This is a genomic window from Streptomyces sp. CMB-StM0423, assembly GCF_002847285.1.
Lineage (GTDB): Bacteria > Actinomycetota > Actinomycetes > Streptomycetales > Streptomycetaceae > Streptomyces.
Genome location: NZ_CP025407.1, coordinates 1,339,766 through 1,363,756, shown reverse-complemented (window position 1 = coordinate 1,363,756; position 23,991 = coordinate 1,339,766). Strand labels below are relative to the sequence as shown.

Annotated in this window: 24 protein-coding genes; 10 read left to right on the top strand and 14 right to left on the bottom strand. The window is 72.6% G+C overall.

Annotated elements, in window-relative coordinates:
• Positions 1 to 11: 11 nt before the first annotated feature.
• Complete coding sequence (locus tag CXR04_RS05755; protein ID WP_101420806.1) at positions 12 to 494, top strand: NUDIX hydrolase; 483 nt, start codon at positions 12 to 14, stop codon at positions 492 to 494.
• A 360-nt stretch (positions 495 to 854) separates the two neighbouring features.
• Here the strand turns inward: CXR04_RS05755 and CXR04_RS05745 are convergent, their stop codons facing one another.
• Positions 855 to 1,475, bottom strand: coding sequence for a LysE family translocator (locus CXR04_RS05745; protein ID WP_101420804.1), 621 nt, complete (start codon positions 1,473 to 1,475; stop codon positions 855 to 857).
• 97 nt (positions 1,476 to 1,572) lie between these two features.
• On the opposite strand from CXR04_RS05745, the gene CXR04_RS05740 reads away from it, so the two are divergent.
• Positions 1,573 to 2,496 carry a bile acid:sodium symporter family protein gene (locus CXR04_RS05740; RefSeq protein ID WP_234380078.1) on the top strand — a complete coding sequence of 308 codons (924 nt, stop codon included), beginning with the start codon at positions 1,573 to 1,575 and terminating at the stop codon, positions 2,494 to 2,496.
• On the opposite strand, the gene CXR04_RS05735 is transcribed toward CXR04_RS05740, so the two are convergent.
• From CXR04_RS05735 to CXR04_RS05690, 10 genes are all read right to left on the bottom strand, one after another.
• Positions 2,423 to 3,592 carry a lactate 2-monooxygenase gene (locus tag CXR04_RS05735; RefSeq protein WP_101420802.1) on the bottom strand — a complete coding sequence of 390 codons (1,170 nt, stop codon included), beginning with the start codon at positions 3,590 to 3,592 and terminating at the stop codon, positions 2,423 to 2,425. The genes CXR04_RS05740 and CXR04_RS05735 overlap by 74 nt on opposite strands.
• Positions 3,589 to 5,883 carry an MMPL family transporter gene (locus CXR04_RS05730; protein ID WP_101420801.1) on the bottom strand — a complete coding sequence of 765 codons (2,295 nt, stop codon included), beginning with the start codon at positions 5,881 to 5,883 and terminating at the stop codon, positions 3,589 to 3,591. Before CXR04_RS05730 ends, CXR04_RS05735 begins: the two co-directional genes overlap by 4 nt.
• Before the next feature lie 251 nt (positions 5,884 to 6,134).
• A complete protein-coding gene (locus tag CXR04_RS05725; protein ID WP_101420800.1) occupies positions 6,135 to 7,067 on the bottom strand; it encodes an ABC transporter permease in 933 nt (310 codons plus the stop codon).
• Positions 7,054 to 7,857 carry an ABC transporter ATP-binding protein gene (locus tag CXR04_RS05720; RefSeq protein ID WP_101420799.1) on the bottom strand — a complete coding sequence of 268 codons (804 nt, stop codon included), beginning with the start codon at positions 7,855 to 7,857 and terminating at the stop codon, positions 7,054 to 7,056. Before CXR04_RS05720 ends, CXR04_RS05725 begins: the two co-directional genes overlap by 14 nt.
• A gap of 33 nt (positions 7,858 to 7,890) precedes the next feature.
• Entirely contained in the window at positions 7,891 to 9,009 is a 1,119-nt protein-coding gene (locus CXR04_RS05715) for an ABC transporter substrate-binding protein (protein ID WP_101420798.1), read from the bottom strand.
• Positions 9,010 to 9,194: 185 nt separating this feature from the next.
• On the bottom strand, positions 9,195 to 9,590 hold the full coding sequence (locus tag CXR04_RS05710; RefSeq protein ID WP_101420797.1) for a rhodanese-like domain-containing protein: 396 nt from the start codon (positions 9,588 to 9,590) through the stop codon (positions 9,195 to 9,197).
• Positions 9,590 to 10,102 carry a cysteine dioxygenase gene (locus CXR04_RS05705; RefSeq protein WP_101420796.1) on the bottom strand — a complete coding sequence of 171 codons (513 nt, stop codon included), beginning with the start codon at positions 10,100 to 10,102 and terminating at the stop codon, positions 9,590 to 9,592. The genes CXR04_RS05710 and CXR04_RS05705 overlap by 1 nt, the downstream gene beginning before the upstream one ends.
• Positions 10,103 to 10,469: 367 nt before the next feature.
• Positions 10,470 to 11,279, bottom strand: a complete 810-nt coding sequence (locus CXR04_RS05700) for an ABC transporter ATP-binding protein (protein WP_101420795.1) — start codon at positions 11,277 to 11,279, stop codon at positions 10,470 to 10,472.
• A gap of 3 nt (positions 11,280 to 11,282) precedes the next feature.
• Positions 11,283 to 12,299, bottom strand: a complete 1,017-nt coding sequence (locus CXR04_RS05695) for an ABC transporter substrate-binding protein (RefSeq protein ID WP_101420794.1) — start codon at positions 12,297 to 12,299, stop codon at positions 11,283 to 11,285.
• An 82-nt stretch (positions 12,300 to 12,381) separates the two neighbouring features.
• Entirely contained in the window at positions 12,382 to 13,263 is an 882-nt protein-coding gene (locus CXR04_RS05690; RefSeq protein ID WP_101420793.1) for an ABC transporter permease, read from the bottom strand.
• A 327-nt stretch (positions 13,264 to 13,590) separates the two neighbouring features.
• Here CXR04_RS05690 and CXR04_RS05685 point away from each other — a divergent pair, with 327 nt between their 5' ends.
• The 7 genes from CXR04_RS05685 to CXR04_RS05660 all read left to right on the top strand — a co-directional run bounded on the left by CXR04_RS05685 (position 13,591) and on the right by CXR04_RS05660 (position 18,354).
• Positions 13,591 to 14,151: a GNAT family N-acetyltransferase gene (locus CXR04_RS05685; protein ID WP_101420792.1), complete on the top strand. Its 561-nt coding sequence runs from the start codon at positions 13,591 to 13,593 to the stop codon at positions 14,149 to 14,151.
• Positions 14,054 to 14,332 carry a putative leader peptide gene (locus CXR04_RS36835; RefSeq protein WP_442802356.1) on the top strand — a complete coding sequence of 93 codons (279 nt, stop codon included), beginning with the start codon at positions 14,054 to 14,056 and terminating at the stop codon, positions 14,330 to 14,332. The genes CXR04_RS05685 and CXR04_RS36835 overlap by 98 nt, the downstream gene beginning before the upstream one ends.
• A 167-nt stretch (positions 14,333 to 14,499) precedes the next feature.
• A complete protein-coding gene (locus CXR04_RS05680; protein ID WP_101420791.1) occupies positions 14,500 to 16,194 on the top strand; it encodes a nitrite/sulfite reductase in 1,695 nt (564 codons plus the stop codon).
• Complete coding sequence (locus CXR04_RS35580; RefSeq protein ID WP_078898490.1) at positions 16,191 to 16,388, top strand: hypothetical protein; 198 nt, start codon at positions 16,191 to 16,193, stop codon at positions 16,386 to 16,388. The genes CXR04_RS05680 and CXR04_RS35580 overlap by 4 nt, the downstream gene beginning before the upstream one ends.
• Positions 16,385 to 17,089, top strand: coding sequence for a phosphoadenylyl-sulfate reductase (locus CXR04_RS05670; protein ID WP_101420790.1), 705 nt, complete (start codon positions 16,385 to 16,387; stop codon positions 17,087 to 17,089). Before CXR04_RS35580 ends, CXR04_RS05670 begins: the two co-directional genes overlap by 4 nt.
• Positions 17,090 to 17,141: 52 nt before the next feature.
• A complete protein-coding gene (locus tag CXR04_RS05665) occupies positions 17,142 to 17,897 on the top strand; it encodes a sirohydrochlorin chelatase (RefSeq protein WP_101420789.1) in 756 nt (251 codons plus the stop codon).
• A 70-nt stretch (positions 17,898 to 17,967) separates the two neighbouring features.
• The gene (locus CXR04_RS05660) at positions 17,968 to 18,354 is read left to right on the top strand and encodes a YunG family protein (protein WP_101420788.1); all 387 of its coding nucleotides are present in this window, start codon (positions 17,968 to 17,970) and stop codon (positions 18,352 to 18,354) included.
• Positions 18,355 to 18,369: 15 nt separating this feature from the next.
• Here CXR04_RS05660 and CXR04_RS05655 read toward each other — a convergent pair whose 3' ends face one another.
• The 3 genes from CXR04_RS05655 to CXR04_RS05645 form a co-directional block, all read right to left on the bottom strand.
• Positions 18,370 to 19,389, bottom strand: coding sequence for a peptidyl-alpha-hydroxyglycine alpha-amidating lyase family protein (locus CXR04_RS05655; RefSeq protein WP_101420787.1), 1,020 nt, complete (start codon positions 19,387 to 19,389; stop codon positions 18,370 to 18,372).
• Between the two features lie 54 nt (positions 19,390 to 19,443).
• Positions 19,444 to 20,790, bottom strand: a complete 1,347-nt coding sequence (locus CXR04_RS05650; RefSeq protein WP_101420786.1) for a helix-turn-helix domain-containing protein — start codon at positions 20,788 to 20,790, stop codon at positions 19,444 to 19,446.
• A 278-nt stretch (positions 20,791 to 21,068) separates the two neighbouring features.
• On the bottom strand, positions 21,069 to 22,724 hold the full coding sequence (locus CXR04_RS05645; protein WP_101420785.1) for an acyl-CoA dehydrogenase family protein: 1,656 nt from the start codon (positions 22,722 to 22,724) through the stop codon (positions 21,069 to 21,071).
• Here CXR04_RS05645 and CXR04_RS05640 point away from each other — a divergent pair.
• Positions 22,707 to 23,984, top strand: coding sequence for a YihY/virulence factor BrkB family protein (locus CXR04_RS05640; protein WP_234380077.1), 1,278 nt, complete (start codon positions 22,707 to 22,709; stop codon positions 23,982 to 23,984). The genes CXR04_RS05645 and CXR04_RS05640 overlap by 18 nt on opposite strands.
• Positions 23,985 to 23,991 lie beyond the last annotated feature (7 nt).

Here is a 23,991-nt window from a genome sequence, read left to right as displayed (position 1 = left end):
GGCTCGGCCGCATGCGCACACCCCGCCGCGCCGCCCGCCTCGCGCTCCTCGACCCGGACGGCGCGATCTTCATGTTCCGCTACGACGACGTGGAGGCCGGCATCCACTGGGCCACCCCCGGCGGCGGCCTCGACCCCGGCGAGAGCCCGCGCGCGGGCGCGGTGCGCGAACTGCACGAGGAGACCGGCTGGACGGACGTCGCGGCCGGCGAGCTGCTGTGCACCTGGGAGCACGACTTCACCCGGCAGGGCGTGCCGGTGCGCCAGCACGAGCACATCTACCTGGCCGCCGGGCGGCGCCGCGAGCCCACCGCCGAGGCGGTCGCGCGGCACCCGGAGGACCGCATCCTCGGCTGGCGGTGGTGGTCTCCTGCGGAGGTGGCGGAGCCGTACGAGCCGCTGTGGCCGCCGCCGTTGTCCCGCCTGCTCACCGCGCCGCGCGGCGGTCCTGTGGACCTGGGCTACCTCCCCGTCGCTCCTTCGCACCGCGCGTAGCACCGGCTACGGGCCATCCGGCGTCCTCGGTCGTGACGAAGTCGCGGTCCGCCACCGACATGCCTTCCGGCGTGCCCCGGAAGATCCAGTAGCCGGACTCCTCCGGCGGGTCGCCCGCGCGGAACGTGCCGACGACCGTCCCCGCCTCCGCAGCCCGCCGCCGGCAGGGCGGCCGGGAGCACGACGGCCCCGAGTAGCCGTCCCGATGCGGCGACGGCGCCGCCTGAGCGCACGTACATGGCGCATGAGTCTGCGGCGTGCGGCGCACGGGCGCGTAACGTTCCGGTCAGGGTCGCATTCCGTCCCGTACGCCTCCCACGCACCAACACGCCCTCGCAGCAACGCGCCCCCGCGCCCCGCTCAGTGCTCCACCGCCAGCCGGATCCCCAGCGCCACCAGCACCGTCCCGGACACCTGCTCCAGCCGCTTGCGCACGCCCGCGCGCGACAGCAGCCCCTTCAGCCGCCCCACGAACCACACGTACACCGCGTACCAGCCGACCTCGTACACCGCCCACAGCGCCGCGAACGCGACCGTCGTGGCCAACTGCGGTGCCGACACGGGCACGAACTGCGGCAGGAACGACATCGCGAAGATGCCCACCTTCGGATTCGCCAGGTTCAGCAGCAGCCCCGAGCGGTACGCCCGCCACGACGTGACCTCGGGCCCCGCCCGGTCCGCGAACTCCGCCACCGCCCCCCGCCGTGCCGCCCGCAGCGCCTGCACCCCGAACCAGATCAGCACCGCCGCGCCGACCCAGCGCATCACGTCGTACGCCATCTGCGAGGCCGCCAGCAGCGCCGTGAGGCCGAACGCGGCGACCGCGCCCCACAGGAAGACCCCCGTCTCGTTGCCCAGGACGGTCATCATCCCGGCGCGGCGGCTGTGCATCGAGTTGCGGATGATCAGGACCGTGCTGGGTCCCGGCGTCGCGGCGATCAGCGTGCAGGCCCCGAGGAAGGCGAGGAGTGTCGTGAGCATGCGCCATCCTGGGCCGGGCCCAAGCGGAGGCGCCATCGAATTAACGAGACCTCTCCGGCATGGACAGCGCGCCGCGCGCCCCGGCAGGCTGGTGCGCGTGAACTCCCCGGTGGTCACTGTCATGATGCCCGTCGTCCTCGCCGTCATCATGTACGGCCTCGGGCTGGGCCTCACGCTCGCCGACTTCCGGCGGGTGAAGCACCACCCCCGGGCCGTCGCCGCCGCGCTGGTGTGCCAGGTGCTGCTGCTGCCCGCCGCCTGCTTCGGGCTGGTGCTGGCCTTCGACCTGGCGCCCGCGTACGCGGTGGGGATGATGCTGCTCGCCGCGTCGCCCGGCGGGGCCGTCGCGAACTACTACAGCCGGCTCTTCGGCGGCGACGTGGCCCTCAACATCACGCTCACCGCCGTCAATTCGGCGCTCTCCCTCTTCTCCCTGCCGCTGATCGTCAACTTCTCGCTGGAGTACTTCGACGTCGGCCGCGACGACCTCGGGCTGAACTACGACAAGATCCTCCAGGTGTTCGCGATCGTGCTGATCCCCGTCGGGCTCGGCATGCTGACCAGGGCCCGCGCGCCGCGGGTCAGGGAGCGCATCGACCGGCCGGTGCGGGTCGCGTCCCTCTTCGGGCTCTTCCTGGTGATCGTGGGCGTGGCCTGGGTGGAACGGGACCGGATCGCCGACTCGTTCGTGGACCTCGGGCCGATCACGTTCCTCTTCACGCTGGTCTCGCTGGCCGTCGGCTACGGCGCCACCCGGCTGGTGCGCGCCGCGCACCCGCAGGCCGTGGCGTGCTGCTTCGAGATCGGCATGCACAACGTCGGCCTGGCCATGACCATCGCGGTCAGCCCCACCCTGCTCGACAGCACCGCGATGGCCATGCCGGGTGCCGTGTACGCCGTCCTCAGCTACGTCGCCGCCACCGCCGCGGGCTACGTGCTGCGGGCGATCAGCCCGGAAGCCGCCGCACGTCGCCGGGGCCCAGCTCGCGCACCGAGCGGTGACCGGACAGCCCCAGGGTGAGGTCGAGGTCGGCGAGCAGGCTGCGCAGCACGTGCGTGACGCCCGCCTCGCCGCCGTGCGCGAGGCCGTAGGCGTACGGCCTGCCGTACAGCACCGCACGCGCGCCCAGCGCCAGGGCCTTGAGCACGTCGGCCCCGGTCCGTACGCCCGAGTCGAAGAGCACCTCGACCCGGTCGCCGACCGCCGCGGCGACCTCCGGCAGCACGTCGAGCGACGCGACCGCGCCGTCGACCTGCCGGCCGCCGTGGTTGGAGACGACGACGCCGTCCATCCCCGCGTCCGCGGCCCGGCGGGCGTCGTCCGGGTGCTGGACGCCCTTCAGCAGGATCGGCCCGTCCCAGTGCTCCCGCAGGAACGGCAGCCGGTCCCAGGTCCGGTCCGTACCGGTGAACATCGGCACCCAGCGCAGCACCGCCGCGCCCAGGTCCTCCTCCGGCGGCTTCTCCAGACCCGCGCGGAACGCCGGGTCGGAGAAGGCGACGGCGGTGCCGACGCCGCGGATGAACGGCAGGTAGGCGGCGTCGAGATCGCGCGGCCGCCAGGCCAGCGTCCAGGTGTCGAGGGTGACGACGAGGGCGGTGAAGCCCGCCGCGCGGGCGCGCGCCAGGATGCTGGCGCACACCTCGTCGTCGTTCGGCCAGTAGAGCTGGTACCAGCGCGGGCCCGCGCCGCTCGCCTCCGCGACCTCCTCGATGGTGTACGAGGAGGCCGTGGACATCACCATCGGGATGCCGAGGGCGGCGGCGGCGCGGGCCGTGGCCGGTTCGCCGTCGGGGTGCACGATCGACTGCACCCCGACGGGCGCAAGCAGTACGGGCGCGGGGAGTTCGGTGCCCAGCACGGTGGTGGCCGGGCTCCGCCCGGTGGCGCCGGTCAGCATGCGCGGGACGAGGCGGACCCGGTCGAACGCCGACCGGTTGGCCCGGGCGGTGGCGCCCGAGCCGGCCGCGCCCGCGACGTACCAGAACGGACCGTCCGCCAGCCGCTCGCGCGCGGACTGCTCCAGCGCGGTGAGGTCGGTGGTGAACGGCGGCAGCTCGTCCGCCAGCCCGTTCAGATAGATCTCGTTCTGGTAGTTGCCGAACGGCAGGTTCATCGGCGGCTCCCTTCGACCAACGGAGAGTCTGCGGGAACCGGCGGCGGAACGCTACCCATCGGTACCGGCTGCGGCTCGGCGTGCTCCAGGTCGGGCAGCCGGCGCAGCGCCTTCGGGAAGTACCAGTTGCGCTCGCCGAGCAGCGCCATCACCGCAGGCAGCAGCACGCCGCGGATGATCGTCGCGTCGATCAGCACGGCCGTCGCCAGGCCCACGCCCATCTGCTTCATGGACTGCATCGACAGCGTGCCGAAGATCGAGAACACCGCGACCATGATGACGGCCGCGCTGGTCACCACGCCCGCGGTGGTGATCACCCCGTGCGAGATGGCGTCGGCGGTGCTCCGCCCCTGCGCCCGCGCCTCCTTGATCCGCGAGACCACGAACACGTGGTAGTCCATGCTCAGCCCGAAGAGGATGACGAAGAGGAACAGCGGCAGCCAGGCGACGATCGCCCCGACGCCCTCGGCGCCGACCAGGCCCGCGCCCCAGCCGTGCTGGAAGACCATCGTCAGCACGCCGTACGCGGCGCCCACCGACAGCAGGTTGAGCAGGATCGAGGTGACGGCGATCGTGAGCGACCTGAAGGCCATCAGCATCAGGAGGAAGGCGAAGGCCACCACGAAGAGGAAGACCGGCACCACCGCGCCGACGAGCTGGTCGTTGAAGTCCTTGCTCCCCGCGACCTGGCCGCCGACCGGCGCCTCCACGCCGTCGACCGCCTCCAGCGTCACCGGCCGGATCTCGTCGCGCAGCAGCGCGAGGCTCTTCTCCGCCTTGTCCTGGTCGGAGCCGCCGACGAGGGGCACCTCGATGATGGCGACGTTCTTCTCGTCGTAGACCTGGATGTCGATCGGGCCCTTGGACGCGCCCGTGTCCAGCGCCTGCTCCTCGAAGTCGACGATGGCCTTGCGGACTTCGGGCGCGTTGATGTCGTCGGCCTTGACGACCACCTCGGCGGGGTCGGAGCCGCCGGGGAACGCCTCGTTGATCCGGTCGTAGGTCTGCACGATCGGCAGCGAGTCGCCGAACTCCTGGTCCAGCGTGAGGTTCGCGGTGTTCATGCCCACGGCCGGCAGCGCGATGGCCGCCAGCGCGCCGGTGGCCACGATCACCGCGGCCTTCGGCCGGCGCAGGACGCGCGTCAGCACGGCCCGCCACACCCGGCTTTCGCCGCCGGCGTTGGTCTTGCCGCGCTTGAGCCGCGCCAGGAACGGCACCCTGCCCTTCTCGACCCGCTCGCCGAGCAGCGACAGCATCGCCGGCAGCACGGTCACCGAGCCGACCATGGCCACCGCGACCACCATCAGCGAAGCGACGCCCATCGCGGCGAAGTCGGCGAGGCCGGTGAAGAGCATGCCGCACATCGCGACGATGACCGTGATGCCGGAGACCAGCACCGCGCGCCCGGAGGTGGCGGCGGCGATCTCCAGCGCCGTCCGCGCGTCGCGGCCCTTGGCCCGCTCCTCGCGCTCGCGGCGCAGGTAGAACAGGCAGTAGTCGACGCCGACGGCCAGCCCCACCAGCAGCATCACCGAGTCGGCGACGTCGCTCATCGGCTGCACGTGGCTGACCACGCCCATCAGGCCCATCGTCGCCACGATCGCGGTGATCGCCAGCACCATCGGCAGCAGCGCGGCCACGAACGCGCCGAAGACGATCAGCAGGATGCCGAACGCGATCGGCACCGCCGAGTACTCCGCCTTCTTGAAGTCCTCGCCGAAGGCGTCGTCGAAGGTCTTCTCCATGCTGGCGCCGCCGATCTCCTCGATCAGCAGCCCCCGCGACTCGTGCGCGTCCTGGACCTCCGCGACCGCGTCGGTCACCGGCTCCACCCGGTCCGCCGCGGTCTCCGGGTCGCCCTTCATCCGGAACTGGACCAGCGCCGAGCGCCCGTCCGCGGAGATCGTGTCGCTCTCGTACGGCGAGACGACGTCCGTCACCTCGCCGGTGCCCTCGACGGCCCGTACGACATCCCCGACGGCCGTACGGAACTCGCTCGCCGTCGCCTTCGGCCCGCCCTTCTGCGACTGGACGAGCACGCTCTCCCCGACCGGCTCGTCCACGCCCGCGTCTTCCAGGATCTTCGCGGACCGCCCGGTCTCGCCCGGGACCTCCTCGCTGTCGCTGACCTGGGCCCGCCCCGCCGCGGAGCCGGCGACCGTCGCCAGCACCACGAACAACACCCAGATACCCACCGCTGCCCAGCGGTGGGTGACGCTCCAGCCGCCGACGGCCGCGGCGACGCCCTGACGCCGCTTCGTATGCCTCGGCGCCCTCGGTGCCCCCATCGTCCTTCTCCCTCGTGCGCGGCGGCGGCACACTGCCCCCACCTGCCGATACGACGTTAGAGAAGGGCGGGTGCGGTCCCCATCGTGCTGGCTGGTGAACCCGAAGGTGCTCAGCTCCACCGAAAGAAGGGGGGATAACCCCACCCCGGAGGAGTCATGTCCCTTACACGCATCACGCCGGCGACCGGTCCGGGCCTTGAGCTACGGCCCGGAGCGGTCCCCGGCGGGTTCTCAGGGGAGCAGGCTCGCGGTCAGCGCGTCACGAGCAGCCCCCGGTTGCGCAGCACCCGGCGCTCCAGTGGGCCGAACACCAGCAGCTCGATGGCGACGCCGACGATCAGGATCAGCAGGATCGCGTTGAGCACGATCGCCATGTCCTGGTAGCCGCGGCCGGTCTCCAGCAACTGGCCCAGGCCCACCCCGAGATCGGGGGAGGTGGCGATGATCTCGGCGGCCATCAGCGACCGCCAGGAGAACGCCCAGCCCTGCTTGAGCCCGGCCAGATAGCCGGGCAGCGCCGCCGGCAGCAGCACGTGCCGTACGCCGTGCAGGCCGGTGGCGCCGATGACCTGGCCGGCGCGCAGATACAGCGGCGGGATCTGGCCGATGCCGGAGACCAGTCCGTTGGCGATCGACGGGACGGCGCCGAGCAGCACCACCGCGTAGATCATCGACGGGGTGAGGCCGAACCAGATGATCGCCGCCGGCACCCAGGCCACCGACGGCAGCGACTGCAGCCCGGTGAGGATCGGGCCGATCGCGGCGCGCACGAACGGCACCTTGGCGACGATCAGTCCGAGCGGGGTGCCGATGGCGATGGCGATGAGGAAGCCGAGCACGCCGCGGGACAGGCTCGTCCAGATGACGTCGAAGAGCGTGCCCTCGTACCACTGGTCGGCGAGCGCGTCCCAGACCTGGCCGGGGCCCGGCAGTTGGTAGTCGGGCTTGACCTCCAGCACGTACAGCAACTGCCAGACGGCCACGACGAGGGCGACCGCGATGATCGGCGGCAACACCTTCTGCAGCAGCACCTGGCGCAGCGGGGTGCGCGCCGCGGTCCGCGTATCGAGGGCGTCGAGGCCGGCTTCGAGCCCGGCGAGGCCGGCGGCGGAGTCCTCACCGGACTTCGCGCCAGTCTTACTACCGGACGCACCGGACGTGCCGGTGGTGTCAGTGCTTGCCATGGCGGCGGATCTCCCCTCGCAGCTCTTCGGTGATCTCCAGCGAGAGGTTGGCCACCTCGGTGTCCTCGATCCGGCGCGGCTGCGGGATGTCGATGGTCCACTCCCGGGCGATGCGCCCGGGGCGGGAGGACATGAGGATCACGCGCTCGGCGAGCTTGACCGCCTCGCGCACGTTGTGGGTGACGAAGAGCACGGAGACCTTCGTCTCCGCCCAGATGCGGGTCAGCTCGTCGTGCAGGACGTCGCGGGTGATGGCGTCGAGCGCGGCGAACGGCTCGTCCATCAGCAGCAGCCTGCTGTCCTGCGCGAGCGAGCGGGCCAGCGCGACGCGCTGGCGCATGCCGCCGGACAGCTCGTGCACCCGCTTGCCGTACGCGCCGCCCAGCCGGACGAGTTCGAGCAGGCGCTCCGCCTCGGTGCGGCGCTCGGCCTTGGCCAGGCCGCGCATCTTCAACGCCAGCTCGACGTTCCTGCCCGCGGTCAGCCACGGGAAGAGGGCGTGCTCCTGGAACATCAGCGCGGGGCGCTGGCCGCCGGGTATCTCGATGGTCCCGGCGGTCGGCGCGTCCAGGCCGGCGACCAGGTTGAGCAGGGTGGACTTGCCGCATCCTGACGCGCCGAGCAGCGTGACGAACTCGCCCGGCGCGACGTCGACGGTGACGTCGTCGAGCACCAGGAGCTGTGCCCCCGGGCGCCCGAACGTCTTGGACACGTGCGTGATGCGGGCCGCGGGCCCGTCCCCGGCCTGCGCGGAGCCGGCCGGGGCGTCGTCGGTGATGGCGGTGGACATCTCTTGCACCTCCCGGAGGTGAGGCGGGCAGAGCTACTCGACGCCGAGGCCGGCGTCCTCGACGGCGGGCCGGCCCTCGCTCTTGAGCACCTTGTTGAGGATGGACAGGTCGTAGATGCCGTCGGTCTTCGCCTCGTCGAGGAGGCCCGACTTGACGCTGTGGTCGGCCTGGTCGCCGAGGGTGGAGGCGAGCGGGTCGTCGGTGACCTCGATGTCGTCGAAGGCGCGGTCGAGCACGTCGCCGGGCAGCGGCTTGCCCGAGTACTCCTCGATCCCCTCGTTGACCAGGGTCTTGGCCTCGTCGGGGTTGTCCTTGATCCAGGCGTTGGTCTTCACCGAGCCGCGCACGACGGCCTCGACCACGTCGGGGTGGTCCTTGAGGAACGCCTGCGAGACGATCAGGTGGGTGGTGACGAACTTGCCGTCGTCCCACAACTCCTTCTCGTTCAGCAGCACCTCGCCGCCCTTGGCGACCAGGTTGGAGGCGGTGGGCTCCGGCACCCAGGCGCCGTCGAGGCCGCCCTGCTGGAAGGTGGTCGGGATCTCCTTGTTGTCCTGGCGGATGACGAGCACGTCGCCCTTGCCGGACTGCGGGTCGACCTCCAGGCCCTCGCCGGCGAGGTAGTTGAGCAGGGCCACGTCCTGGGTGTTGCCGATCTGGGGCGTGGCGATCCGCTTGCCCTCCAGATCGTCCAGCGACTTGATCTTGTCGGGGTTGACGACCAGCGAGGCGCCGCCGGAGGTGGCGCCCGCGACGATGCGCAGGTTGCGGCCGTCCGCCTGGGTGTAGCCGTTGATGGCGGGGGAGGGGCCGATCCAGGTCATGTCGACGGAGCCGGCGTTGAGCGCCTCGATGGCGGACGGTCCTGCGTTGAAGATCTGCGGCTTGACGGCGGTGCCGCCCAGCTCCTTGGTGATCAGGCCGTCGTCGCCGAGGCCGACCAGGGGGGTCGCGTGGGTCACGTTGCCGAAGAAGCCGATGTTGATCTCGTCGAGACCGCCGATCTTCTCGCCCTGGGCGGCGGGGGCCGCGTCGTCGCCCTTGTCGTCGCTGTCGGAGCCGTAACCGCAGGCGGTCAGGGCGAGCAGGGGGAGGGCGGCGGTGCCGGCGAGCAGGCGTATGGCCGCGCGGCGGCGGCGTGGTGCAGACACGGGAGGGTCATCCTCTCGGGGGTGTTCCGGGAATCAACATCGTCTTTCCGAGTATCCCTATTGACTTAGTAGGGATAAGCCCATCGGGGCGGCTCGGTCAAGGGGGTTCTTGAGGCGTGGACGAATCGTCCGGCATACGGGCCGGGTTTTCGTACGCCTTTGCACGTCTTTGTGCAGGTGAGGCGTTACGGGAGCGTGACCGGCAGCCCGGCCGCCCGCCACGCCTGGAAGCCGCCGGTCAGATCGGTCGCCCGGGTCAGCCCGAGGGACCTGAGCGAGGCGGCGGCCAGCGACGAGGCGTATCCCTCGTCACACATGACGATCCAGTGCACCCCCGTGCCGGTGGCCTCGGCCACCGATGCGCCGCTGGCCGGGTCGCAGCGCCATTCCAGATGGTTGCGCTCCACCAGCAGGGCCCCGGGCACGGTGCCGGAGGCGCGCCGCTGGAACTCGGGCCGGGTGTCCACGAGGACGGCACCATCGGCGAGGGCGGCGTACGCCTGCCGGGGGGTGAGGCGGTCCAGCGTGGCGCGTACGGCGGCGAGCGCCGCGTCGATCCCGGGGGCCTCCGCGGCGGCCATCAGCCGGTCACCGGGTCGGTACGGACCGGGCGCAGGCCGCCGCCGGGCACCTCGGCGTAGTACGACATGGCCGACAGCGCGGGCGCGTAGGCGTGGATGCTGACGGCCGGTGCCGTCCCGGCGTTGACCACCTCGTGGACGTACCGCGGGCCGAACGAGCGCAGCCCGCCCACGGCCAGCTCCCGCGCCCGCGGCGCGGCGGGCGGCGCGGGGAAGCTGCGCTCGGTGAGCACCCCCGACACGACCGTGAACGCGCCCGCGGCGCCGCCGTGGTCGTGGATCTCGGTGCCCTGCCCCGGCAGCCAGGTCAGCAGCCAGACCTCGTGGCCGCCGGTCACCTCCAGCCGGGTGTGGAAGCGGGCCGCGGCGTCGAACCGGACCGCGGGCCGCCAGCGGCCGGGCCGGCCGGCGAAGGCGCGGACCAGCTCGGCGAGCGCGGCGGGCGTCGGGCCGGCGGGTGCGCCGGGCGCGGCGGCGGGCGCAGCGGGGGAGAGCGTCGGCGGGGTGGACATGGAGACCTCGTTCCGGGGTGTGTACGGGGCGGGCTGCATGAGCGGGCGTAAAGGGCCCGTTCGGAATCGAGCACCCGCGGCGTACACCCGGGTGCGGCCGTCTACGGACGGCCGCACGGACACAGCGCGCTCGCCACGCGCACCAAGTCCACGTGGTGGCGGGCGAAGAAGCGCTGGTCGGTGGGCATGCACGCACCATCGCAGAGATACGGTCGCGCATGCAATTCCCTTGCCCGGAAACGGAATTGCCGACGTAATTCCGAAACAATATGAAGCGTTTGTTAAATCTGCCGCGAGCGCGGATACGCCGCCGCCCGGTGCCCCGTGACGGGCGGGCCCCGGGCGGCGGCGTACTACCGGCGGCGGGCTAGTGGGCGCCGCCCAGGAGGCCGCGGATGTGGGCCGCCAGGGTCTCGAACTCCGGCGCCGACATGACCTTCCCGTAGTCCCGGGCCGCCGGCAGGTCCACCGGCATGGTCTCGATGATCCGGCCCGGGCGGGCGCTCATGACCTCGACCCGGGTGCCGAGGTAGACGGCCTCCGAGATGGAGTGGGTGACCAGCACGATGGTCGTGCCCGTCTCCCGCCAGATGCGGTTCAGCTCGACGTTCAGGTGCTCCCGCGTCAGCGCGTCCAGCGCGCCGAACGGCTCGTCGAGCAGCAGCACCGGCGGCTCGTGCAGCAGCGCGCGACACAGCGCCACCCGCTGCTGCATGCCGCCGGACAGCTCGTGCGGCAGGGCGTCCTCGAAGCCCTTCAGGCCCGTCAGCTCGATCAGCTCGTCGGCCCGGCGGGCCGCGGTCTGCTTGTCCATGCCGCGCATCTCGGCCTGGAGCAGGATGTTCTTCCGCGCCCCGCGCCACTGCAGCAGCGCGGCCCGCTGGAAGGCGAAGCCGATGTTGCGCTGCGGCCCGGTCACCTGCCGGCCCAGCAGGCTGACCTGGCCCGTCGTCGGCAGCACCAGGCCGGCGATCATCTTCAGCAGGGTCGACTTGCCGCAGCCGGAAGGGCCGAGGATGGAGACGAACTCACCGGGCTCGATCCGCATCGAGACCCCGTCGACCGCCGTGGTGCGACTGCGCTTCGTCGTGAAGGTGCACGTCACATCGCGGATGTCGATGCTTGCGGACGCCGCCGCGTCGGTCGCGGCGGTCTTCTTCTGTTCGAGCTGCGGCACTGCTCACCCCTTAGCGGCGTACGACGCGTCCCAGTAGTCGGCGGGCTTCTTTGCCTCCTTCAGCATCCCGCCGTCCGACAGCAGGTCGATAGTCTCCTGCCACGACTCCTCGGAGTTGACGCCGATGCCGCCGCCGTCGCCCTGCAGCAGCGGCAGCGTGTCCTTGAGCTGGTTGGCGAGCACGTTGTCCGGCGGCGGCTCGGTCGCGGCCTCGGACATGATCTTCACGGCCTCTTCCTGGTTGGCTTCGACCTCCTGCCAGGACTTCGTGGTGGCCCGGACGAACGCCTTGGCCAGCTCCGGGTCGTCGGCCAGCATCTTGTCGGAGGCGACGATGCCGGTGCCGAGGACGTTCATGCCGAAGTCGGAGAAGAGGATGTAGTCGACGGTCTTGCCCGTGGTGTTCTCGATCGTCGGGCCCTGGTCGTGGAAGAAGCCCATGATGGCGTCGACCTTGCCGGCGGCGAGCTGCGAGATCTTGTCCGCGGGCTGGACGTTGACGACCTTGACCTTGGACGGGTCGACGTCGTTGGCCTCCAGCCAGCCGGGGAAGGTGGCGTACATCGCGTCGCCGGGCGTGCCCGCGACGGTCTTGCCCTCCAGGTCGGCCGGCTCCTTGATGTTCTCGTCGGAGACGAACTGCACGGAGGACGGGCCCTTCTGGAGGTAGACCCCGAGGCTCTTGACCCCCATGCCCTCGCCTATGCCGGCCATCAGCGGCGGGGTGTCGGCCCAGCCGAAGTCGGTCTTGTTCTGCGCGACCTGCTGGATGGTGGCCGCGGAGCCGTTGCCGGGCTTGATCTCCAGGTCGATGCCCTCGTCGGCGTAGAAGCCCTTCTCCACGCCGTAGTAGAAGGCGGCGTGCTCCCCGTACGGAACCCAGTTGAGCGTCAGCGTGACCTTCTTGCCGTTGCCGTCGCCGCCTGAGTCCCCGCCGTCGTCGTCCGACGTGTCGGGGGCGCAGCCGGCGGCGGCGAGCAGCGCGCTCAGCAGGGTGAGTGTCGCCGCGGTGCGTTTCATGTCGTTGCCTTCCTGGGTGGTCCGGTACTGCGGGATACGGGCTGCGGCGCCATGGACGCGAACGGGCGGGAAGGGGCCCCGCTCAGGTCGTCGCCATGGTCACGCTGGAGCCCTCGCGGCGGCTGGCGTGCCACGGGATGAGGAGGGACTCGGCGACCTCGATGACGACGAACAGCACCACGCCGATCGCCGACATGAGGATCAGGTCCGCGAAGAGCAGCGCGGAGTTCAGATTGCCGCTGGCGAGCAGCAGGATGTAGCCGAGCCCTTCGCTGGCGCCGACGAACTCGCCGACGACCGCGCCGACCACGGCGAGGGTCACCGCGACCTTCAGCCCGGCCATGAGCTGCGGCAACGCGCCGGGGAAGCGCACCTTGACGAAGACGCTCCACCGGCTCGCGCCCATCGTCGCGGAGAGGTCCAGCAGTTCGGGGTCGGTGTCGCGCAGCCCGGCGACGCCGGAGACGACGACGGGGAAGAAGGCGATCAGCACCGCCAGGATGATCTTCGGGGAGAGCCCGGTGCCGAACCACACGATGAGGATCGGCGCGATGGCGATCTTCGGGATGACCTGGGCGAAGAGGATGATCGGGTAGAGGGAGCGCTCGGCGGTCTTGGAGTAGACGATGAGCACGGCCGAGCCGATGCCGATGAGGGCCGCCAGCAGGAAGCCGATGACCGTCTCGTACAGCGTCACGTAGGTGTGCTCCGCCAGCATCGAGCGGTCTTCCCACATGACCTCGAAGACCGAGCCGGGGGTGGGGACGAGGTAGCGCTCGACCATCTCCCGCGCGGTGACGAACCACCAGACGAGGCCGATCACGGCGAGCACGATGAGGGGCCGCCACACGGCGGAGCCGAAGGCGGCGAGCTGGTTGCCGAGGCGCGCGCCGCGCCGCCCCGTCCGCTCGGGAGCGGTCGGGACGGCGGCGGGCGCCTTGATGTCGTCCTGTGCCGTTGTCACTCGAGATGCATCCAATCGAGGTTGAACACGTGGCCGTCGCCGGTGCGGTCTTGCGGACGGTGGAGCGGCTCCCGGCACCGGCCCGGGTGGCGTCCGGGCGGTGACCGTGGCGGCCTGTTCCGAAGGTCGTCCTGCGGTCGTGCAGTGAGGGTGGTGCCAGGTGGTGCCGAGTGGTGCCTGGTGCGGTGCTACGACAGTGGCCAAGGCCACAGAAAGCGCTTGCCATAAGCTACGGGCGGCGCCCACCCGCGGGCAAGGGGTCGTGAGGCAGATTCCTGCACCGCACCCGGCTCCGCAAGGCACCGTGCGCCGTGGTCTGATTCCCCTATGGAGAGCACCGCCCTCACCACCTGGTCACTGGAGCAGACCGCCGCGGACGATCTCACCCCGGCGGCCGCGCCGGCGACCGTCGCGGCCGGGGAACTGACCGTCGTGCGCGCCGCTATCCCTTCCCCGGGTTTCAACCGTTATCTCTACGGGGCCGTCGGCGCCGACGTGTCGTGGACGGACCGGCTGGTCTGGGACGAGGAGCGCTGGCGCGCCTTCGTCGAGCAGCCGGGGACCGAGACGTGGGTGGCGTACGAGCGCGGGACGCCCGCCGGCTACCTGGAGTTGGAGGGGCAGCCGGACGGGGTGGTGGAGATCACGTACTTCGGACTGCTGCCCGCGTTCCGCGGCCGGCGCGTCGGCGGGCACCTGCTCTCCGTCGGCACGGCGCGCGCCTGGGACCTGGCGGAGCGGTGGCCCGGGCGGCCGCCCACGCGCCGGGTGTGGGTGCACACCTGCAGCGATGACGGCCCGCACGCCCTGGACAACTACCGGCGCCGCGGCTTCCGGATCTTCGACGTCCGCACCGAGGACACGGCGGCCGGCGGACCGCAGAAATAGGGTCCTCCTAAACCCCGGTGTCCAAATAGCAAGACCTGACTGTCCGCATGGCGGAATACTGTGGACGATCCGCGGCACCCCATGCCACGCTCTCTCCATGGATCGAGCTGGAGTCGCCCTGGTGAGTCGGCGTCACGTCGATCTCGGCCGTATGTCCAGCGCCATCTGTCCGGCGGGCTGAAAGTCACAGCACCGCCGACCTCCCGCCGCCGCCCAGCCGTCCCCACCGTCGCGGACGCACGCGCGCGCCCCTGTACAGCCGCCCTGTCGAAGAACCGTTTGCGCAGGTCATCAGGGTCGTACGCGCCCATGGCCGGCTCCTCCGCTTGCCTTAAGGACACCCCTGTCATGGCTAACTCCTCCTCGCGCCCCACGGCGGCCGGTCGCCGCAAGGCGGGCCGCCACCGCGGCGAAGGCCAGTGGGCCGCCGGCCACTTCACGCCGCTCAACGGCAACGAGCAGATCAAGAAGGACGACGACGGTCTCAATGTGCGGACACGCATTGAGACGATCTACTCCAAGCGCGGCTTCGACTCCATCGACCCCGCCGACCTGCGCGGCCGGATGCGGTGGTGGGGGCTGTACACCCAGCGCAAGCCCGGTATCGACGGCGGCAAGACGGCGATCCTTGAGCCCCACGAGCTGGACGACGAGCACTTCATGCTCCGGGTCCGCGTCGACGGCGGCCGGCTCACGGTCACCCAGTTGCGGACGATCGGCGAGATCTCGCAGGAGTTCGCCCGCGGCACCGCGGACCTCACCGACCGGCAGAACATCCAGTTGCACTGGATCCGGATCGAGGACGTCCCGGAGATCTGGCGCCGGCTGGAGTCCGTGGGTCTTTCCACCACCGAGGCGTGCGGCGACGTCCCGCGCGTCGTCCTCGGCTCCCCGGTCGCCGGCATCGCGGCGGACGAGATCATCGACGGCACCCCGGCGCTGGAGGAGATCCAGCGGCGCGTGGTGGGCAATCCCGCGTACTCGAACCTGCCCCGGAAGTTCAAGGGCGCGATCTCCGGCTCGCGGCAGCTCGACATCGTGCACGAGATCAACGACGTCGCCTTCGTCGGCGTCGAACACCCGGAGCTGGGCCCGGGCTTCGACGTCTGGGTGGGCGGCGGCCTGTCGACCAACCCCAAGCTGGGGGTGCGGATCGGCGCCTGGGCGTCGCTGGAGGACGTACCGGACGTCTTCGAGGGCGTCGTCGCCGTCTTCCGCGACTACGGCTACCGCCGGCTGCGCAACCGGGCCCGGCTGAAGTACCTGCTCGCGGACTGGGGCCCTTCGAGGTTCCGCCAGGTGCTCCAGGACGAGTACCTGCTGCGCACGCTCCCCGACGGCCCGCCGCCCGCGGTGCCCGCCGAGCGCTGGCGCGACCACATCGGGGTGCACCGGCAGCACGACGGCCGCTACTACCTGGGCTTCGCGGCCCGCGTCGGCCGCGTCGACGGCGGCACGCTGACGAAGATCGCCGAGCTGGCGGCGCAGCACGGCTCCGACCGGCTGCGTACCACCGTCGAGCAGAAGATGCTCATCCTCGACGTCGAGGAGGACCAGGTCGAGCCGCTGCGCGAGGCGCTGGCGGCGCTGGACCTCCAGGTCGAGCCGTCGGCGTTCCGGCGGGGCACGATGGCCTGCACCGGCATCGAGTTCTGCAAGCTGGCGATCGTCGAGACCAAGGCCCGCGGCGCCTCGCTCGTCGACGAGCTGGAGCGGCGGCTGCCCGGCTTCGACGAGCCGATCACCATCAACCTCAACGGCTGCCCCAACTCCTGTGCCCGTATCCAGGTGGCGGACATCGGTCTCAAGGGGCAGCTCGTCACCGACGACGACGGCCGGCAGGTCGAGGGCTACCAGGTCCACCTCGGCGGCAGCCTCGGCATGGACCCGGGCTTCGGCCGCAAGGTACGCGGCCTGAAGGTCACCGCCGCACAGCTCCCGGAGTACGTCGAGCGGGTGCTCACCCGCTACACCGCCGGGCGCGAGGAGGGCGAGCGGTTCGCCCAGTGGGCCGCGCGGGCCGGCGAGGAGGACCTCAAGTGAGCGGGCGGGCGGCGCCGTTCTACTGCCCGTACTGCGGCGACGAGGACCTGCGCCCGTCCGAAGAGGGGACCTCCCGCGGAGAAGGCACAGCGTGGGAGTGCAGGGCCTGCAATCGCGCTTTCAAGCTCTCGTTCCTCGGGCTGCTGGCCGACGGCCTGCGTCCCGACAGCGATGGAGGGAACCACAACCGATGACGGTCATCGAAGACGCGGACACCGATACCGCGGCGCTTGCCGAGCGGGCCGGCCGCGAGCTGGAGGACGCCCCGGCGCTGGAGATCCTGCGCTGGACGGCGGACACGTTCGGCAAGCGCTTCTGTGTCACCTCGTCCATGCAGGACATGGTCGTCGCCCATCTGGCGTCCCGTGCCATGCCGGGCGTGGACGTCCTGTTCCTCGACACCGGCTACCACTTCCCCGAGACCATCGGCACCCGTGACGCGGTCGCCGCCGTGATGGACGTGAACGTCGTCTCGCTCACGCCCCGGCTGACGGTCGCCGAGCAGGACGCCGAGTACGGCCCGCGGCTGTACGAGCGCAACCCCGACCTGTGCTGCGCGCTGCGCAAGATGCAGCCGCTGGAGGACGGCCTCGCCGCGTACGGCGCCTGGGCCACGGGCCTGCGCCGCGACGAGTCGCCGACGCGCGCGAACACCCCGGTCGTCGGCTGGGACGCCAAGCGGCGCAAGGTGAAGGTCTCGCCGATCGCCCGCTGGTCCGAGGCGGACGTGCAGGCGTACGTCGCCGAGCACGGCGTGCTGACCAACCCGCTGCTGGCCGACGGCTACCCCTCCATCGGCTGCGCGCCCTGCACCCGCCGCGTCGCCCCCGGCGAGGACGCCCGTGCGGGCCGCTGGGCCGGCTTCGCCAAGACCGAGTGCGGCATCAACGGCTGATCCCGCCGCGACCCAACCGAGCCCCAACCGGACCGTCCTAGCGTTGCGAGCCATGCATCCCGTACTGCTGATCGTCGCCCACGGCAGCCGCGACCCGCGGCACGCCGCCACCGTCACCGCGCTCGCGGCGCGGGTGGCGGCGGCGCGGCCGCATGCGCGGGTGGAGACCTGTTACCTGGACCACTGCGCCCCGCGGGTGCCGCGGGCGCTGCGGCGGCTGTACGACGGGGGCGTACGGGACGTCGTGGCGCTGCCGCTGCTGCTGGCCCGCGCCTTCCACGCCAAGTCCGACATCCCCGCCGTCCTGGACGAGGTACGGGCCGCGCTGCCGCGGCTGCGCGTCGTGCAGGGCGGCGTGCTGGGCCCTGACGCGCTGCTGACGGCGGCGCTGGACCGCCGGATGGCGGCGGCCGGGCTGCACCTGCCCGCGGAGCGGGCCCGCACGGGCGTCGTGCTGGCCGCGGCGGGCTCCTCCGACCCGGAGGCGATCGCGAGCGTCGCCGAGACCGCGCGGGAGTGGCGGCGTACCGCTGGATGGTGCGCCGTGCGGCCCGCGTTCGCCTCCGCGGCCCCACCCCGTACGGCCGACGCCGTCCGCGCGCTGCGCGCGGACGGCGCCGAGCGGGTGGCGGTGGCGCCGTACGTCATCGCCCCGGGCTTCCTGCCCGACCGCATCGTGCGGGGCGCCACCGAGGCGCGGGCGGACGTGCTCGCACCGGTGCTGGGGGCGGCGCCGGAGCTGGCGCTGCTGCTGGCCCGGCGGTACGACGAGGCGTGCGCGGCGGAGCCGCTGCCGCTGTCCGCGTAACGCGCCGGAGCGCCGGCCGCCGGTACGGGGCCGGGCGGCGTTGTCAGTGGCGGGTGTGAGGATGCCTGGCATGACGCCGTTGCTTCTCACCGACATCGAGCGGGCCGTGCGCAGCAGTTGGGGCCCGGACACGTGCACCCCCGAGTTCCGGGAGTACTGGACGCCCGGGAATCCCGCCCGGGACCAGTGCGGCGTGACCGCGATGGTCGTCAACGACCTGCTGGGCGGCGAGCTGCTGCGCGGCGAGGTGCTGGTGGACGGGCGGCGCACGGACTACCACTGGTGGAACCGCCTGGGCCCGGGCGTGGAGATAGACCTCACCCGCGAGCAGTTCGGCCCGGAGGAGACGGTCACGGAGGGCACGGTCGTCGCCCGCCCGCCGCAGATAGTCCGCCTGCGCGAGGAGTACGAGCTTCTCCGCGACCGGGTCGCGGAGAAGCTCACGGCCGCGCCCTAGGCACTGCCCCCCGGGTCAGCCCGGCACCCGGCGCCACTTGCGGAGGCTGATCAGCTCGCGGGGCGGGGTCAGTTTGCTGCCGACCTCGACGTACGAGACCTCAGCCGCGTAGACGTCGCCCGCCGAGTCGACGGCGATGCTGTGCAGCCAGTTGAAGCTTGTCGGGGACTCGCCGGGGAGGTCCGCGCCGAAGCGGGTGATCTCGTGGCCCGCGGTGTCGAAGACGCGGATCTTGTGGCCGATGCCGGGGACGCCGTGCTGGATCGGGGGCGGGCCCTGTTCCGCCACGTAGAGGCGGGTGTCGGGCCCCGTGCCCGTGGTGCAGACGGCGACCGCCTTGTGGGCGTGCCAGGTGGTGCGGAAGTCGCCGGTGCGGGAGAAGACCTGGACGCGGTGGTTCTCGCGGTCGCAGACGACCACCGCGTCGTCGTCCGCGAGCGTCAGCGCGTGCGGGAGGCTGAAGCTGCCCGGGTCGGTGCCGGGTGTGCCCCAGGAGGCGAGGTGGCGGCCGGCGGCGTCGTAGTGGTGGACGCGGGAGTTGCCGTAGCCGTCGGTGACGAAGACGTCGCCGGTGCGCGGGCATATCGCCACGTCCGTGGGGCGGTTGAAGGGCTCGCCGCTCTGGAAGCCGCTGGGCTCGCCGGTGCCGAGGGTCAGCAGGGCGGTGCCGGCGCGGTCGGTCTTGGTGATCGTGTTGCCGACGTCGTCGACGAGCCAGAGATGGTCCTCGTGGTCGACGGTGACCGCGTGCGGCCGGGTGAAGCGGCAGCCGCGCCAGCGCGGCTGGATGTTGCCGTACGGGTCCTCGTACAGCTCGGTGCCGAGGTACGGGGTGTCGTTGCCCCACATGTCGACAACGTTGCCATCGGGGTCGAAGACGAGCACCGGCATGTTGCCGCGGTTGAAGACGTAGACGCGGTCGGCCGAGTCGACGGCCACCGAGGTTGCTTCCCTGAGCCAGATCCCGTGCGGGATCTTCGCCCAGAGGGGGACGGGTTCGTAGACGGTGTCACCGGTCGCGGGCCCGACGGGCATCGCTTCCTCCCCTGCAGACGCGTGGGCCGGTGATCATAGCCCGCGCGGGCGAACTCAGCGGCGGGCGGCCAGCACCGCGGGGGCCGTGGACCGGGGGAGCAGGTCGGCGGGGCGGCTGGGGAGCAGGAGCTGGACGTCGAGTTCGTCGGAGAAACGATACGGCCGGTGCGCCAGCAGCCCGCCCAATTTCCGGCGCAGCCGGGACAGTTCCGCCCGTACGGTCACGGTGCGCTCCGGATCGCCGAAGAGCGCGTCTGCCAGCGCTGTGGAGCTGAACCCGTCGCGGTGCACCGCCAGCAGGTACAGCAACTCCGCGTGCCGCGGGCTCACCTGCTGCGACCACCGTCCCGCGCCGCCCAGCACCGCCAGGCTCGGCGACGCCGGCCGGGTCAGGTCCAGCACCACCCGCGTCGGCGCGGTCGCGGATCCCTCCGGCTCGACCCGTACCAGCCACCCGCCACCCGGCAGCGGCTCCAGCGCACACCGCCCGAGCCCCGGCAGCACGCACTCGCCCGCCGCCGGCGACTTCGGCAGCGCCACCCGCTCCGGCGGCACCATCCCGGTGGCCGCCGCCGCCCAGCCGTGCTCGTCGACGGCCAGCGCCCGGCCGCCTATGCCGGCGAGTACGGGCGCCGCGACGGCCCGCAGCCGCCCCATCGACGTCCAGTGCCGGTCGCGCAACTCGCCCTCCGCGACCCGGCCGACGGCGGTGACGAACGCCAGCGAGATCGTCGGCATCGTGCGCGCCGGGCCGGTGACGTTGACCACGCCCAGCAGCCGCCCGTCGCGCGGGTCCGTCAGCGGCGCGGCGGCGCAGCTCCACCTGCGGCAGTTGCGCAGGAAGTGCTCGTCGCCGTAGACGCCGACGGGGCGGCCGGTCGCCAGCGCGGTGCCGATGCCGTTGGTGCCCGCGGAGTCCTCGCTCCACGCCGCGCCCTCCGCGAGGCCGATGCGGCTCACCGCCTTGAGCATCGCGCGCTCGCCCTCCCGCCACAGCACCACGCCGTCGGCGTCGGTGACCACGACGACGTGCTCGGGCACGCTCTCCTCGGCCGGGATCAGCCCGTCGCGCAGCACCTCGCGCAGGACGCCGACGCCCGCCGTACGCCGCCGCCACTCCAGCTCCGCGACACCCACCCGCCGGGGCCTGCCGTCCTCGCGGTCCAGGCCGCGCTCCTCCGCGCGGCGCCAGGAGTCGCCGATCAGCTCGCGCGGCACGTGGGCGGCCGGCGCCAGTCCGGGCAGGGGGACCGCGTACGCCTCGGCGGCCCGGCCGCCGGTCCGCCCGCCGCCCGCGCCGCCGCCCGTCAGCGCCCGCCCCCAGGCGGCCCGCGGGCCACGCGCCCGGCTCCGCTGCCGGTGCCCCCGCCCGCTGCCGCCCGCATCCGCACTTTCCGGCACAACACCCCCCGCTGGCCCGTCCGTTCAGCCGGTCCGGGGTCAATGGTGCACGCGCCACCGCCCCTCCGCCCACCTCTTGGACCAAACCGATCATGTCGCCACAGCAAGCTGCAACGGTGTGCAACCTTTGCGTACGCGCGTGCGCGCGGAGTTGAGTGGGAGCCGGGTTGACGAGTGGTAGGGGGTGCCGAGTCGGCGCGGCACCGCTTCCCGACGCCCTGACACAGCGGAAGGTCTCCTCCCCACCCTGCGGGAGGGACCTTCCGCTGTCGCGTGCCCTAGACCGCGGGCACCGGCCGGGCCCGGTCCACCACCGCCCGCAGGTCCAGCCCGTGCGGCAGTGTCCCCAGCTCCGCGCCCCACTCGCCGCCCAGCCGCGAGGCGCAGAAGGCGTCCGCGACCGCCGCGGGCGCGTGCCGTACGAGCAGCGCCCCCTGCAGCACCAGCGCCAGCCGCTCCGCCAGCCGGCGCGCCCGGGTCTCGACGCCCGCCAGGTCCGCCAGCTCGGTCAGCAGGTCCTTCACCGCCCGGTCCAGCCGGTGGTCCGCGCCGCGCGCCCGGCCGATCTCGGTGAGCACGGCGTCCACCGCCCGCGGCTCCCGTTGCAGCGCGCGCAGCAGGTCGAGCGCCTGGACGTTGCCCGAGCCCTCCCAGATCGAGTTCAGCGGCGCCTCGCGCAGCAGCCGGGGCATCCCCGACTCCTCCACGTACCCGTTGCCGCCCAGGCACTCCAGCGCCTCCACCGCCACCGGCGTGCACCGCTTCGTCACCCAGTACTTCGCCGCCGGCACCGCCAGCCGCAGGAACGCCAGCTCCTCGTCCGTGCCCGCGTCGTACGCCGCCGCCAGCCGCAGTGCCAGCGCCGTCGCGGCCTCCGACTCCAGCGCCAGATCCGCCAGCACGTTGCGCATCAGCGGCTTGTCGGCGAGGACCCCGCCGAACGCCGCGCGGTACGTGCAGTGGTGCACCGCCTGCGCCACCGCCTGCCGCATCACGGCCGCCGCGGCGGTCGCGCAGTCGACCCGGGTGGCGGCGACCATCTCGATGATCGCCGGGATCCCGCGGCCCTCCTCGCCGACCCGCCAGGCGAGCGTCGTGCCGTCGAACTCGACCTCCGCGGAGGCGTTCGAGCGGTTGCCGAGCTTGTCCTTGAGCCGCTGGAGCAGGAAGGTGTTGCGGCTGCCGTCCGGCAGCACGCGCGGCAGCAGGAAGCAGGTCGGCCCGCCGGACCCGGCGCCGTCCGGCACCTGCGCGAGCACCAGGAAGGCGTCCGACATCGGCGCCGAGCAGAACCACTTGTGGCCCGTCAGAGCGTACGCGCCGTCCCCGGCCGGCTCCGCCCGGGTGGTGTTGGCCCGTACGTCCGAGCCGCCCTGCTTCTCCGTCATCCCCATGCCCGCGAGCGCACCCGCCTTCCCGGCGGCGGGCACCAGGCCCGGCTCGTACACCCGTGAGGTCAGCAGCGGCTCCCACACCGCCGCCAGCTCCGGCTGCGCCCGCAGCGCCGGGACCGCGGCGTGCGTCATCGACAGCGGGCAGCCGTGCCCCGCCTCGGCCTGCGTCCACACCAGGAAGCCGGCCGCCCGCCGCACGTGCCCGTCCGGCCGTCCCCAGGCGTCCGTCAGCCCGGCGGCCACGCCGTGCGCCAGCAGCCGGTGCCAGGAGGGGTGGAAGGCGACCTCGTCGATGCGGTGGCCGTAGCGGTCGTGGGTGTGCAGCACGGGCGGCGAGGCGTTCGCCTCCACGCCCCACCGCTGCGCCTCGGCGGCGCCCGCCGCCCGGCCGAGAGCGGTCAGCTCCGCGTCCGCCTCGGCGTGCCGCTCGGGCGCGACGTACCGCTCGACCGCCTCGGTGAGGGCCGCGTCGGCGGCGTAGACGTCGTAGCCGACCAGGGGTGGTGCCTGATTCGTCACCGTATGAGTACCTGCTGCCATGACAGCTACGGTAGGCAGGTGGGCGCAGAACGGGAAACGGGTGCGGAACAGGGCGGACGCGGCGAACCCCGCGGCCGGCTGGGCCGGGCCCGCGCCCTGTACCAGAACCTGCCCAAGCGCCGGGTGGCCTGGCTGCTGCTGAAGGACACCGTCAATTCCTGCATGCAGCACCGCGTCATAGGGCTCGCCGCCGAGGCCGCGTTCTTCAGCCTGCTGTCGCTGCCGCCGCTGCTCCTCGGGCTCCTCGGCCTGCTGGGCTACTTCGACCAGTGGCTCATCGACGTCGAGACCATCCGGCACAACATCATCGACGCCTCCGACACGGTCCTCACGGCCAAGGGCGTCGACCAGATCGTCCGCCCGCTGCTCGACGACGTCACCCGCGGCGGGCGCCCCGACCTGATCTCCTTCGGCTTCGCGCTGGCGCTCTGGTCGGGCTCGCGCGCCGTGAACGTCTTCATCGACACCATCACGATCATGTACGGGCTCGAAGGCCACCGCGGCATCGTCAGGACGCGGCTGCTGGCGTTCGTGCTGTACCTCGTGGCGCTGGTCATCGGCGTGGTCGCGCTGCCGCTGATGGTGGCGGGGCCGGACGCGGTGGTGAAGCTGCTGCCGTGGAGCGAGACGGCCGTACGGGTGCTGTACTGGCCCGTCGTCGTGGTGCTGTCCGTCGCCTTCCTCACCACGCTCTACCACGCGGCCGTCCCGGTGCGCTCGCCCTGGCGGGAGGATCTGCCGGGGGCGCTGGTGGCGCTCGGCATGTGGCTGCTGGGCAGCGTGCTGCTCCGGCTCTACCTGCTGAACGCGGTGGAGGGCCCGACGATCTACGGGTCGCTGGCCGCGCCGGTCGCGGTGCTGCTCTGGTTCGGTGTGTCGGCGTTCGCCGTGCTGGTCGGCGCGGCGGTCAACGCCGCGTTCGACCGCGTCTGGCCGTCCGTCGCCACCGCCACCGGCCGCGCCGAGACCGCCCGCGCCCGGGAGGAGGCGGCGGCCCGGCTGGTCGCGGCGGCCTCGGCGGAGCGGCAGGCGCGCCTGCGGGGGCTCGACGGGGACGCCTCGGCGGAGGAGCGGGCGCGCGAGCCCGAGCCGGAGTGGGCGGAGGACGAGGAGGAGGCGGCGGAGGAGGACCGCAGGTCCCGGGCGAAGGACCAGCCGCTGGAACCACCTGAGCCGCCCGAGCCGCCGGAGCGGCGGCGTTGGGGCGGGCCGGGTGCGTCCGCGGCGCATGACGGGAGCGAGCGGCACGAGGTGAAGTGAGCGCGCG